Below are 13,561 nucleotides of genomic sequence, written 5' to 3'. Positions count from 1 at the left end.
CAGTGTCATTCCGAGTACTCACCCAATTTTAGGATAAGCCTTCAGCTGGACCTACTTTTCTTTCGGGAAAAGTAGGCAAAACCATTTGTCATCCACAAAACCTGTTCACTTCTTGATCCCATCCAAATATATCTACTCATCCATCTTCATCACTTTTACGATAACCACGCAGGTTGTGGATGACCTTACCGAGTATCAATTTTTTGGAAAATTCATACAGAAGAACTTGTGAACATCTTAAACGTGTCAAAATCTAAAATATATTGCGAGAACTTTCAATTCAAGCAAGATTAAACCGTCTGTTGAATAAAATCTTCAATTATTTGCACAGTCTGCTCAACCATAAAGCACGGAAAACCGTGTGAAGCCCCTTCCACAGAAACCACAGAAAAATTCTTTGCAGCTAAATCTTTAGTTTTTTGCACAACTTGGTAAGGAACTAAAGCATCATGCTCTGCAAAGACATGCAATTGCCTACCCTGATAATTTTTATACAACTCAACCAAGTTTAATTGCTCCAACAACTGTAATCCGTCCCGAAGCAATGCAATCGGTTGTGGACGAATCAATTTCTGCATAGCTACGAAATCTTTCTTTGCCGAACTTGCTCCCTGACACACCAATAAACCAAACCGTTTTAGCGTGGTAATTGCATCCTGTTCAAATGACTGCTTGAACTGCATAAAGGTTTCAACCGGCATGGCAGTCGTCCAATCTGCTTGAGCCACAAAACATGGATTCGATGCTAACGTGATTAAAACTTTCTGTTCAGCATATTGTTGTTGAATTTGATCGACCAGCAAGGTTGCCAGTTGTCCACCAAGCGACCATCCAATGATCACATCAAACTTCACTGCCTGTTCAACCTGCTGTTGCAATATCCCATCATCCAGCGCATTAAAGATATTGATCCGCTCAACGCGATGTCCCTTTTGTTCTAAAGCCTCATGTAAAGGTTTTAATAATTCGGCACCACCGCCCCATCCCGTGATGAGTAGAATCTTATAGGTCACGTGCTTGCTCATTTCCAAAAACTTCAATGCAGTATACCCTGATTAACACTCCTCATTATTTTCCAAATCTACCAAAAGCTGCGCTGGAATCACCTGTTCCCAATGTAGCTTGAACTCTTGATGAACTTGATCAATCTCAAAGCTACTCTTTCTCGCTGCCTGTTGTGCATAAGCAATATCTTTAGCACGCATATAGGTGAGCAAATAATGATCGCCATTCAATTCAAGTTGAAACCAAGATTCAACGGTTACCCCTTCTGCTTGAAGTGTTTGAATGGCTTCTACTTTGCGTTGTTGAATTTCTCGCTGCCAAGCCTCGACCTCAGCCTGCCTATTTGCTTTTAATTTAATCAGAACTGCACCAACATCCATTGATTTTCCTTTTCTTTTTCTAAATCGCTATTCAATTGAAATATATAAAGCAGAGCAAAACCCTGTAAAGAATTTTCTACCACATCCAATCTCTAAATTTGCTAAAGTAGCTGCTATTACACTTTGAGATCAACATGATGAATACGATAAAGTCCAAAGTTCTCGTTTTATGTAGTTCACTTTTTTTACTCAGCTCACCAACACTTAGTAGCGCACAAAGTACCTTATTTTCAAAGCAAGATACCGCTCAAAAAGAATGGGTTGGGCAATCTGCGCCAGACTTTAAACTGCAAGATCAAACTGGCAAATGGCATACCTTAAATCAATATAAAGGCAAATGGGTGGTACTTTATTTCTATCCTAAAGACAACACTGCAGGCTGTACCCAAGAAGCTAATCAATTTAAATCACTGTATCCACAATTTACCAAATCAAATGCTGTGGTACTGGGTGTCAGTCTGGATGATGTTGCATCACATCAAAAATTCTCAGAAAAACTTGGCCTACCGTTCCCAATTCTTGCAGATGATCAGGGTGAACTAGCCACTAAATTTGGCATCGTACGAAACTTGGGTATTACTAAAATTGCCAAACGTGAGAGTTTTTTGATTAATCCTCAAGGCGCGGTGATGTATCACTACACCAGCGTGAATACTCAAACTCATGCCGATCAAGTGTTGAAAGATTTAAAAACCTTACAAAGCAAATAATCGCTTCAAATATCTCGAGTCAATTTCTGGATTGATCATCTGCCTAGTTTTTTAAAGACTAGGCATTTTTATACGCGTTTAAAAATCAATGCCATTGGAATCATCAATTGGATTCTGATCCAGTGTAAACACAGTCCGCTGATAAGGAATGCCTTCCAGATCATAGACTTGATAAACACAATCAAATAACAGTTGTAAGTCTTCACTACGATCCATTGCCCGTGCAGTCAGAAAGATTGGGCTAACCGCACCATTGTCCAGAATCGGAATGTAATTGAGATGTGGAAAACGAATGGTATCGGCACTGGCAGGAATCACGCACAAGCCTTCACCTGCGGCGACCAACCCTAAGGCCAGTTGAATTTCCCGTACTTCATGCATATTTTTTGGCACGAGGCTATGCTCGGCAAAGATATTCAAAAGCTGCGTCGAAAAATTAGGCTTCGGCGAAGTGGGATACATAAACATCTTTTCATCAATTAGATCTGCCAGATAAACCCCTTCCGTCCGCTGTGCAATGGGATGACTGGTATGCGCCGCCACAACCAATCGCTCCTTCCGCAATAAAATCCGTCTGACCGCAGGATCACTAATCCTCAAGCGTCCAAAGCCCACATCAATGCGTCCTTCCTTTAAAGCTTGCAGTTGTTCTGTGGTACTCATTTCAACCAGTTGAATATTAAGATGCGGCTGCTGTTGTCTGAATAAATAGATGATCCGTGGCAAAAGACCATAAAGCAGCGATCCGACAAAACCAATGGTAACACTGCGTTCAATTAGTCCAATCCGTTTCGCCATACTCTTGATTTCTTCAGCATTAGACAAAAGTTTAATCGCATGCTGATAAAAGAAATGTCCCGCAGGTGTGGTTTGTAGAGGTCGGCTACCGCGCTCAAACAGTTGAATACCCAACTCACTTTCCAAGTTTTGAATCTGTCGACTCAAAGGGGGTTGAGCAATAAATAGTTTTTCTGCGGCCTTGGTGAAGCTCTGTTCTTCAACAACCGCAACAAAATACCGTAAATGACGTAATTCCATGAGGTTTCCATACCTTTAAGATATATAAAAATATAAATTCGGTCTTAGACAGAGTTTACTCATTCTTTTAAGGTATAGACAAGAGATAAACCGATGAAGTTATGAATCGCTTTCGCTAGATTCCAGCTGCCCACATTCATCCTTATCGGTTCAAGCCACAACACTCGCCACATTCAACTTATTAGGATATCGAGACGCTTTTAGCGCAACTCGATGACTTCCACAGTTTTGGAAAGTCGGAGAACGGACATGCCACGTATTCCTGTAATCAATACCAGCCATCTTGACCGCATTGATGAATTACTGGTCGATAATATCGACACGGGTGAATTTAAACTGCATCGCTCAGTATTTACCGATCAAGCCCTATTTGATCTCGAAATGAAATATATTTTCGAAGGCAATTGGGTTTATCTTGCACATGAAAGCCAAATCCCCAATAACAACGATTTCTACACCACTCATATTGGTCGTCAACCTGTCATTATCGCCCGTAACCGTAACGGCGAGCTGAATGCCATGATCAATGCCTGTTCGCATCGTGGTGCGCAACTTTGCCGTCATAAACGCGGTAACAAAGCCACTTACACTTGCCCTTTCCATGGTTGGACCTTTAACAACTCAGGCAAACTCCTCAAAGTTAAAGACCCAAGTGAAGCAGGTTATTCAGATTGCTTTAACCAAGACGGTTCGCATGACCTGAAAAAAGTCGCACGGTTTGAGAACTACAAAGGTTTCTTGTTTGGTAGTCTCAATCCAGATGTGCCTTCACTTGAAGAATTCTTGGGGGAAACCAGTAAAATCATCGACATGATTGTTGATCAATCCGAGCATGGTTTAGAAGTTCTGCGCGGTACCTCCTCTTATACCTATGAAGGAAATTGGAAACTCACTGCTGAAAATGGTGCCGATGGTTATCACGTTTCAGCGGTACACTGGAACTATGCCGCAACCACACAACACCGCAAAGAGACCCAAGCTGCCGATAATATCCGTGCCATGAGTGCAGGTTCTTGGGGCAAGCAAGGGGGTGGTTCTTATGGCTTTGAAAATGGTCATATGTTGCTATGGACGCAATGGGCCAATCCAGAAGATCGCCCAAACTTCCCGAAAGCAGATGAATATACCGAGAAATACGGCGCAGCCATGTCGAAATGGATGATCGAACGCTCGCGTAATCTGTGCCTCTATCCAAACGTATATTTAATGGATCAGTTCGGTTCGCAAATTCGAGTGTTACGCCCTATCTCAGTCGATCGCACTGAAGTGACGATTTACTGTATTGCGCCAAAAGGCGAAGCCCCAGAAGCACGTGCACGTCGTATTCGCCAATATGAAGATTTCTTTAATGCCTCAGGCATGGCCACACCCGATGACCTAGAAGAATTCCGCGCCTGTCAGGCAGGTTATGCTGGCATCGCGCTGGAATGGAACGATATGTGCCGTGGTTCAAAACACTGGATTTATGGTCCCGATGATGCAGCCAATGAAATTGGTCTTAAACCGATGTTAAGCGGCATTAAAACCGAAGATGAAGGTCTCTATCTGGCGCAACATCAATACTGGCTACACACCATGAAACACGCCATTGTCGCTGAGAAGCAAATCGCGGCTCAAGGAGAAAACACATGAGTATTCAAGATCAAAGCAGCTTGGAAAATATTGCCCAATTTCTCTACCGTGAAGCACGCTTTTTAGATGATGAACAATGGGATGATTGGCTCAATTGCTATGCGCCTGAAGCCAGTTTCTGGATGCCGGCGTGGGATGACAATGATCAACTGACTGAAGATCCGCAAGCTGAAATCTCGCTGATTTATTATCCAGATCGCCAAGGTTTAGAAGATCGTGTGTTCCGTATCAAGACCGAACGCTCTTCTGCCACCATGCCTGATACCCGTACTTGCCACAATATTGCCAATGTTGAGATCGTAGCGCGCGACGGAGATAAACTCACAGTTCGCTTCAATTGGAATACCTTGAGCTTCCGCTATAAAACCACCTATAGCTACTTTGGCATGTCACGTTATGTCATTGATTGTTCGAGTGATGAACCGAAAATCCTGAGCAAATATGTGGTGCTTAAAAATGACTATATTAATCAAGTGATTGATATCTACCACCTGTAAAAAATAGGTCTCCCCAGTCAAATGGACTGTTGGTTGGGGTCCCAAATTTAAATTATTTTGTAGGATACGTCTCATGTCAAACCACAATATCGCACTTCAATTTGAAGATGGTGTGACACGTTTTATTAGTGTCGCTCAAGGCGAAACCCTGTCCGATGCAGCTTATCGTCAAAAAATTAATATCCCCTTAGACTGCCGTGACGGTGCCTGTGGTACTTGTCGTGCATTCTGCGAATCTGGCAGTTATGACATGCCAGAAGAAAGCTATATCGAAGACGCCCTTACCCCAGAAGAAGCAGAACAAGGTTATATTTTGGCGTGTCAATGTCGTCCAAGCTCAGATGCTGTATTCCAAATTCAGGCTTCATCTGATGTCTGTAAAACCGAAATTCATTCTTTCCAAGGCACATTGGCACGGGTCGAAAATCTTTCTGATTCGACCATTACTTTTGATATTCAACTGGATGAAGGTCAGCCCGATATCCATTTCCTTGCAGGACAGTATGTCAATGTCGCTATTCCTGAAACAGGTGAAACCCGTTCATATTCATTTAGCTCAAAGCCGGGCAACCGTTTAACTGGCTTTGTGGTGCGTAATGTCCCAAATGGCAAAATGAGCGATTTCTTAAGCAAGGCCGCGCAGGCAGGTGACAAGATGAGCTTTACTGGACCATTCGGCAGTTTCTATCTGCGTAATGTCACTCGTCCTGTGCTGATGCTGGCAGGTGGAACAGGCATTGCTCCTTTTATGTCGATGTTGCAGGTACTGGAAGAAAAAGGTTCAACCCAACCTGTACGCTTAGTCTTTGGCGTGACCAACGATTTTGATCTGGTGGCTTTGGAGAAATTAGCCGAATTACAGGCGCAATTCCCTTGGTTTGAATATCGGACAGTCGTTGCCCATCCTGACAGTCAGCATGCGCGTAAAGGCTATGTCACAGGCCATATCGAATCTGAATGGCTAAACAGTGGCGATGTTGATGTGTATCTGTGTGGTCCTGTCCCAATGGTCGAAGCGGTCCGTGGCTGGTTAGATGCTGAACAGATCAAGCCTGCCAATTTCCTGTTCGAAAAGTTCTCTGCGAATTAATAACTACAGGAAAATCAAGCCATGTCTCAAGTTCAAAGATTTAAGCATAAAGTGGTGATTGTCACAGGCAGTGCTCAGGGCATTGGCCGTGGGGTTGCACTACAACTGGCGGCAGAAGGTGCGCAACTGGTCTTGGCCGATCGTTCTGATTATGTGCAGGAGGTACTAGCCGAAGTCAAAGCCTTGGGGGCTGATGCCATGACCATTCAAGCCGATCTGGAAAGCTTTGCAGGTGCACAAACTGTGGTTGCCAAAGCCATTGAACATTTTGGTCGAGTCGATGTGCTGATCAACAATGTTGGCGGCGCAATCTGGATGAAACCTTTTCAGGAATTCTCTGAACAGGAAATTATCAAGGAAGTGAATCGCTCGTTGTTTCCAACTTTATGGTGCTGCCGAGCGGTCTTGCCTGCAATGATTCAGCAACAGGCAGGTGTGATCGTCAATGTTTCATCGATTGCGACTCGCGGGATTAACCGTATTCCCTACTCTGCCGCCAAAGGTGGCGTTAATGCACTGACGGCATCGCTGGCCTTTGAACATGCCAAAGATGGAATTCGCGTCAATGCCATTGCCACAGGCGGCACCGAAGCCCCACCTTGCAAAGTACCGCGTAATAGCAACCCACTCAGTCAAAATGAAAAAGACTGGATGCAGCAGGTCGTCGATCAAACCATAGACCGTACCTTTATGGGACGCTATGGCAATATTGAGGAACAGGTCAAAGCGATTGTCTTTGTTGCATCCGATGATGCCTCCTATATCACGGGCAGCGTCATTCCCGTGGGAGGTGGAGATCAGGGTTAGCCCTGATCTTTTTGCATTTTAGATAAAGTACAGGATGTGCATGGAGGCCATCACCCAATGACAACTTTACTCAAAACATTAAAACAAGATTGGTCCATTTCAGCCACAGTTGCGGGTTTTCTTGCGGTTCTGATTTCCTATTCAGGACCACTGATTATTTTCTTTCAGGCAGCGCAACGTGCCCATGTCTCGACAGAGATGATGGTGTCATGGATTTGGGGAATTTCAATTGGTGCTGCGGTATCAGGTATTTATCTCTCAATTAAATATAAAACCCCCGTCATTACTGCTTGGTCTGCACCTGGTACCGCTTTATTGGTCACGTTATTTCCTGATATTTCACTGAATGAAGCAGTCGCAGCCTATATCACTTCTGCGATTGTAATTTTTCTGATCGGGATTACAGGCTGTTTTGACAAACTACTGAAATGGATTCCTCAAGATGTTGCCGCAGGTATGATGGCAGGCATCTTGTTTCAATTCGGCATTAATCTATTTACAGCCACAGATAGCATGCCACTGATTGTGTTTAGCATGTTGATTGTGTTTTTGATCGCTAAAAGGCTGATGCCTCGCTATACCATGATTTGGGTATTGGCTGCTGGAATTTTATTGAGTTTAATTCTGGGTAAAATGAATCCTGTTGAAGTCAGTTTTAACCTTGCCATTCCGCAATGGATCAGCCCTGAATGGACATGGAACTCGACCTTGAATCTGGCACTGCCCTTGATACTCGTGAGTCTAACAGGTCAATTTCTACCGGGTATGGCCATCATGAAACTCAGTGGCTATGACACACCAGCCAAACCGATTATCAGTGCAACCAGTATTGCCTCTCTCGCTGTGGCTTGTGTTGGTGGTATTACTATTGTCCTCGCGTCCATTACAGCAGCCCTATGTATGGGTAAAGATGCGCATGAACTGAAAGAAAAACGCTATATCGCAGGGATTGCCAATGGGATTTTTTATATTCTCGGCGGACTGTTTGCGGGCAGTATTGTGATGCTATTTAGCTTACTGCCCAAAGAACTGGGTGCTGCATTAGCGGGTTTGGCCTTACTGGGTGCAATTTCTACCAATATTGCTGTTGCCATGAAAAATGACCAACAGCGCGATGCTGCACTGATTACCTTTCTGGCCACAGCTTCAGGCATGCATTTTTTAGGATTAAGTTCTGTATTTTGGGGCATTTGTATTGGGGTAATTGCTCATTTCATTCTCACTCAACGTACAGCAACACAATCCGCTTAATAAAAAGAGAACAACTCCCCAGACTCTCCGCCTTGCTGTCGAATAACAGACTGCTTTGCTCACTAAAGCTGAGCAATCAAAATTCAGTAAGGCAATTTTTTAAACTTCACTCTAAAGTCTCCCCCTCATTCAACTTAATTAAATGCTCATCATTATTTTTATTATTTTAACCAATAGGTAAAATAAAATATCCTGACTTATTTTAATCACACCATAAGTTTATTTAGTGATTTTTCAATTGTAAAAAATAAGATTCAAACATCACAAAATAGTTAAAATTCTCACCATTTAATATTTCATCTATATTTAAAAAGGAATTAAATCAAAAAAAATAAATACATAAATTTCAATTAATTAAATAAATAAAATCACAATACCTTAAAGACATAAAGATATATCAATTAGGTTTTTGACTCTCACCCAATAACAAAATAGCTTAATAAAAAATAACTCGGTACTTCACAAATTGGAGGTGAAGCAATGGATACACATAAGGTCAATATTAATGACATTATTGATAAAGCCCGTTTTACGGCATTTCACTGGAAAGTGTTAATCTGGTGTCTCATTATTATTATTTTTGACGGTTATGATCTGGTTATTTACGGGGTAGCTCTACCCTTGTTGATGCAGCAATGGTCACTGACTGCCGTGCAAGCGGGATTGCTTGCCAGTGCAGCTTTGTTCGGGATGATGTTCGGTGCCATGATTTTTGGCACGCTTTCAGACAAACTGGGTCGTAAAAAAACCATTCTGATCTGTGTCACTTTATTTAGTGGCTTTACCTTCTTGGGTGCTTTTGCAAAAAGCCCCACTGAATTTGCCATTTTACGTTTTATCGCAGGGCTTGGCATTGGTGGTGTGATGCCAAACGTTGTCGCATTGATGACCGAATATGCACCAAAAAAAATCCGCAGTACCTTAGTCGCACTGATGTTTAGTGGCTATGCCATTGGCGGGATGAGCTCTGCCTTACTGGGCGCATGGTTAGTCAAAGACATGGGCTGGCAAATCATGTTTTTAATTGCAGGCATTCCGCTATTGCTGTTGCCTGTAATCTGGAAATTTCTGCCTGAATCATTGGCTTTCTTAGTGAAATCGAATCATCACGATCAAGCCAAAATGATCGTCACTAAAATCGCACCTGAAACTGAATTAAGCAATCATTCAGAACTGGTTCTAAATGAAAGTACCACGACTGATGCGCCCGTTCGTGCCCTATTCCAACAAGGTCGTAGTTTCAGCACCTTTATGTTTTGGGTAGCCTTCTTTATGTGTCTGTTGATGGTCTATGCATTGGGTAGTTGGTTACCAAAACTGATGCTACAGGCGGGTTATTCTTTAGGTGCCAGTATGCTGTTCCTGTTTGCACTGAATATTGGAGGTATGGTGGGCGCGATTGGCGGTGGTGCATTAGCGGATAAATTCCACTTAAAACCCGTGATTACCAGTATGTTTGTGATCGGCGCGGCTGCCCTGATCTTGCTTGGTTTTAATAGCCCACAATTTATTTTGTACAGCCTGATTGCGATTGCAGGTGCAGCAACCATTGGCTCACAGATTCTGCTCTATACCTTTGTGGCGCAATTCTACCCAACTGCAGTACGTTCAACCGGTATGGGTTGGGCTTCGGGTATTGGACGAATCGGTGCCATCATCGGCCCTGTCCTCACTGGTGCTCTGCTGACCTTTGAATTGCCTCATCAAATGAATTTCCTCGCCATCGCGATTCCCGGCATTATCGCGGCACTCGCCATCTTCTTGGTGAATTTAAAAGTCTCGGTTGCGGCTCAACCAGCAACGAGCTTCAACCCGCAATCTTCACTGACACAGCAATAAAACCATGTGCGCCGAGGACTGGCGCACTGACTTCGGATATGGATTATGAAATTATTACAGCGCTTTTCCCTTACGCGTTTAACGGTTGCAACCCTATTGGCAATGGGTAGCTGGTCTAGCTCGGTTGCTTTAGCTGCAGAGACAGCTCAGACAACTCAAGATCAATGGAAATTCACACTTAAAAATGCCTATATTAATCGTGACTATGACAATCCAAGCCTTAAAGATACAGGCAGTTGGTCACGAGCGGCGTCTTTATTTTACAAGTCAAATATGCAGGATACCCCCCTACAAATCGCGGACAAAGCAATCACCATCGGGGCAGATGCTTCAGTACAATATGCGGTACGTTTAAGCAAAGATAAGCATGTGGCGGATACGGTGTTGCCGTTTGACCCCAAAACGCAATCACAAGCATCTGACTATTTAAAATATGGTGCTACCCTCAAACTGGGCTATGACAAAACACTACTCAGTGTTGGTGAACTATGGCTAGATCTTCCCGTAACGGCAGTAGATGCCAGTCGCCAGTTGTTGGCATCATATTGGGGGACCAATTTAAAGGCACAACTTTCTGATCAACTCTATGCCGAAATAGGCCGAGTGACCAAAGTGTCACCGCGTAATGAAGAAGATTTTAAGAAATTTTCTTTTACTGCCAATGGCAAAACTGAATATTCTGATGGTTTGAATTATCTGGATCTGCGTTATCAACTCACGCCATCGCTGAAGGCCGAATACTACTTTGGTAATTTAGAAGACCTCTACAATAAACACTACCTTGGGCTAGACCATACATGGAAACAAGCCAACTTCACCCTGAATTCTAAGTTTAAATATTTCAATGCCAAAAATGACGGTAGCAACTTTGATATTGATGCCCAAAATATTGGAATCTTGGAAATGCTGAAAGTGAATAATCAGTCTTTTGGTTTGGGCTATCAACAGATTATCGGAGAGTCTGCTTATCCCTTACCTGATGGTTTCTTGCCTGAAACCTATTTTATCAACTGGAATGCCACAGGCTTCTTCAAAAAGAATGAAAAGTCTTATCACTTGATGTATGGCTATGATTTTAAGGACTATGTGCCTGGACTAAATGCGATGGTGAAATATGTCTATGGTCATGATTTTAAGGCAGCCAATGGTGACAAAAATCATGAAACCGAGTCCAATATTATTGTGAACTATGCTTTTCAGCAGCCTTATCTCAAAGGTTTTGCACTACAGTACATTCGCATTGACTATGATGTAAAACACGGCAATGACTTTGGCGAAGATCGTTTATTCGTGAACTATAGTAAAAAATTCTAAGTCTTATATTTCTTCCTCACAAAAAAAAGAGAACTTCAGATGAAGTTCTCTTTTGCAGCACACATTCAAACGGCTCAATTAGATTTGTGACTGAATATAATTCTGCAAACCAATCAGTTCAATTAAACGTAATTGCTTTTCTAACCAATAAGTATGATCTTCTTCTGTATCAGAAAGCTGCTGACGCAACATATCACGGCTAATATAGTCGCCTTTTTCTTCACACAGCTTGATACCCACTGCCAATTTTTCACGGACATGGTATTCAAGTGCCAAATCCGCCTTTAAGCAACTGACAACATCGTTGCCGACATTAATATCTTCACGATTCATGTTCGGTTGAGCACCTAAGAACAACACACGACGAATGATTGAATCCGCATGAGATGCTTCTTCTTGCATTTCATGGTCAATACGCTCGTAGATTTTGCTCAGGCCCCAATCTTCGTACATTCTTGAATGAATTAAATATTGATCACGAGCAGCCAATTCACCGCCAATGAGCATATTTAAATAGTCGATGACTTCTGGATTGCCACGCATAATACTTACTCCTATCGAATGACAATATTATGGCCAAGTTACAATAGAATTGCAAAAACAAAATTGTGTAAGCTCATGATTTTTATAAAATTAAAATGAGAAACATACGCATTTACAGTTATAATTAGCTCAATTTATCTAAATAAAATAAGCCTTTGCATATCATTTATCAGTTTAAAAATAGATAATTCTATTGAAAATCATTTGTTTGATTTTTTGTAACGATTAGCAATGCTTCTTATTTCACCGATGTTTTGATCAAAAAAGCATATAAAATGACTGCTCAGCTGTTGTTTGTTTAAGCAAAATTCGGTAAATAACAGCAATCACAAAAACATAATGTGGAAACCACAATGGATAAAAGCAAACCAATTTTGGTCACTGGCGCGACGGGTTATATTGCAGGCTGGATTATCGAACGTCTGCTCAAGCAAGGTTATACGGTTCATGCCACGGTGCGTGATCCATCCAAAAAAAATAAGATTCAGCATTTGTACGATCTGGCAGATCAATCTTCTGGGAAGATTGAATTTTTTAAAGCAGATTTGCTTGAACCGCGTTCATTTGATGATGCAATGCAAGATTGTGAAATCGTGATTCATACTGCATCACCTTTTGTGGTGACCAATTATAAAGATGCAGTCAAAGACATTATTGAACCTGCGGTGAAAGGCACAGAAAACGTATTAGACAGCGTTAATCGCACCGAATCAGTCAAACGTGTGGTACTAACGTCAAGCATTGCTTCAACCTATGGCGATGCAGTTGAGATTCAAAATACCGCCAATAATGAATTTGATGAAAGCCATTGGAACAATACCAGCAGCGAAACCCATCAACCCTACCCCTATTCAAAAGTTGCTGCTGAGCGTAAAGCATGGGAAATGGCTGAACAACAGAACCGCTGGGATTTAGTCTGTATTAACCCCGCCTTAGTAATGGGACCTTCCCTCACCGATGCAAGTCAGTCAGGTAGTATTGAAGTATTACAACAGTTTGGTAATGGCACTACCTTGTTTGGCGTACCGCCAATGTGGAATGGTATTGTCGATGTACGTGATGTTGCCGATGCACATGTGGCGGCAGCACTGAATCCAAAAGCACAAGGCCGTTATATTATTTGTGGTGGCACACTCAGCTTATTGGATATGGGCAAAGCACTCACACAAAAGTTTGGTTATAAATTCCCATTCCCACACTTTACTGTGCCAAAGACCGCTTTTGCTTTTGTGGCGCCAATCCTCGGTCATTCACGTGAGTTTGTAAAATTAAATATGGGTTATCCAATCTATTTTAATGCGCAACGTAGCGTCAAAGAACTCGGCATTGAATATCGCGATGTGCGTGAGAGTGTCTGTGAGCATTTCCAGCAATTGCTGGATGATGGCATTGTGAAAAAATATATTTAATATCAGAAAAAGGCGGCATAAATGCCGCCTTTTTTATCAGTTCGTG

The 13,561-nt window shown here is 42.3% G+C and carries 13 protein-coding genes; 9 read left to right on the top strand and 4 right to left on the bottom strand.

What is annotated here, in order from left to right; all coding sequences use genetic code 11:
• Window positions 1-290: 290 nt before the first annotated feature.
• Together F885_RS18455 and F885_RS18460 are read right to left on the bottom strand one after the other, a co-directional pair.
• The gene (locus F885_RS18455) at window positions 291-1,013 is read right to left on the bottom strand and encodes an alpha/beta hydrolase family protein (RefSeq protein ID WP_005312602.1); all 723 of its coding nucleotides are present in this window, start codon (window positions 1,011-1,013) and stop codon (window positions 291-293) included.
• A gap of 42 nt (window positions 1,014-1,055) precedes the next feature.
• Complete coding sequence (locus F885_RS18460) at window positions 1,056-1,385, bottom strand: DUF6176 family protein (protein WP_005312601.1); 330 nt, start codon at window positions 1,383-1,385, stop codon at window positions 1,056-1,058.
• Window positions 1,386-1,519: 134 nt separating this feature from the next.
• Here F885_RS18460 and F885_RS18465 point away from each other — a divergent pair, with 134 nt between their 5' ends.
• Window positions 1,520-2,095 carry a peroxiredoxin gene (locus F885_RS18465; protein ID WP_005312598.1) on the top strand — a complete coding sequence of 192 codons (576 nt, stop codon included), beginning with the start codon at window positions 1,520-1,522 and terminating at the stop codon, window positions 2,093-2,095.
• 78 nt (window positions 2,096-2,173) lie between these two features.
• Here the strand turns inward: F885_RS18465 and F885_RS18470 are convergent, their stop codons facing one another.
• Window positions 2,174-3,133 (bottom strand): LysR family transcriptional regulator, encoded by a 960-nt coding sequence (locus F885_RS18470; RefSeq protein WP_004655319.1) that lies wholly within the window; start codon window positions 3,131-3,133, stop codon window positions 2,174-2,176.
• A 249-nt stretch (window positions 3,134-3,382) separates the two neighbouring features.
• On the opposite strand from F885_RS18470, the gene benA reads away from it, so the two are divergent.
• From benA to F885_RS18505, 7 genes are all read left to right on the top strand, one after another.
• Entirely contained in the window at window positions 3,383-4,765 is a 1,383-nt protein-coding gene (gene benA, locus F885_RS18475) for a benzoate 1,2-dioxygenase large subunit (RefSeq protein ID WP_005312596.1), read from the top strand.
• A complete protein-coding gene (gene benB / locus F885_RS18480; RefSeq protein WP_005312593.1) occupies window positions 4,762-5,262 on the top strand; it encodes a benzoate 1,2-dioxygenase small subunit in 501 nt (166 codons plus the stop codon). The genes benA and benB overlap by 4 nt, the downstream gene beginning before the upstream one ends.
• A gap of 73 nt (window positions 5,263-5,335) precedes the next feature.
• Complete coding sequence (gene benC / locus F885_RS18485; RefSeq protein ID WP_005312590.1) at window positions 5,336-6,352, top strand: benzoate 1,2-dioxygenase electron transfer component BenC; 1,017 nt, start codon at window positions 5,336-5,338, stop codon at window positions 6,350-6,352.
• 21 nt (window positions 6,353-6,373) lie between these two features.
• A complete protein-coding gene (benD, locus tag F885_RS18490; RefSeq protein ID WP_005312587.1) occupies window positions 6,374-7,159 on the top strand; it encodes a benzoate diol dehydrogenase BenD in 786 nt (261 codons plus the stop codon).
• A gap of 57 nt (window positions 7,160-7,216) precedes the next feature.
• A complete protein-coding gene (gene benE, locus F885_RS18495) occupies window positions 7,217-8,410 on the top strand; it encodes a benzoate/H(+) symporter BenE (protein ID WP_005312585.1) in 1,194 nt (397 codons plus the stop codon).
• A 480-nt stretch (window positions 8,411-8,890) separates the two neighbouring features.
• Window positions 8,891-10,249, top strand: coding sequence for an aromatic acid/H+ symport family MFS transporter (locus F885_RS18500; protein WP_005312581.1), 1,359 nt, complete (start codon window positions 8,891-8,893; stop codon window positions 10,247-10,249).
• Between the two features lie 45 nt (window positions 10,250-10,294).
• On the top strand, window positions 10,295-11,563 hold the full coding sequence (locus F885_RS18505; RefSeq protein ID WP_005312577.1) for an OprD family outer membrane porin: 1,269 nt from the start codon (window positions 10,295-10,297) through the stop codon (window positions 11,561-11,563).
• 78 nt (window positions 11,564-11,641) lie between these two features.
• Here F885_RS18505 and ftn read toward each other — a convergent pair whose 3' ends face one another.
• On the bottom strand, window positions 11,642-12,106 hold the full coding sequence (gene ftn, locus F885_RS18510; protein WP_005205540.1) for a heteropolymeric bacterioferritin subunit Ftn: 465 nt from the start codon (window positions 12,104-12,106) through the stop codon (window positions 11,642-11,644).
• Window positions 12,107-12,459: 353 nt separating this feature from the next.
• On the opposite strand from ftn, the gene F885_RS18515 reads away from it, so the two are divergent.
• Window positions 12,460-13,515, top strand: a complete 1,056-nt coding sequence (locus tag F885_RS18515; protein WP_005312574.1) for an SDR family oxidoreductase — start codon at window positions 12,460-12,462, stop codon at window positions 13,513-13,515.
• The last annotated feature ends 46 nt before the right edge of the window (window positions 13,516-13,561 follow it).

It is taken from the genome of Acinetobacter higginsii, from assembly GCF_000369845.1.
GTDB lineage: Bacteria > Pseudomonadota > Gammaproteobacteria > Pseudomonadales > Moraxellaceae > Acinetobacter > Acinetobacter higginsii.
The sequence above is the reverse complement of the archived record's forward strand: the minus strand, read 5'-3'. Positions and strand labels throughout refer to the sequence as shown.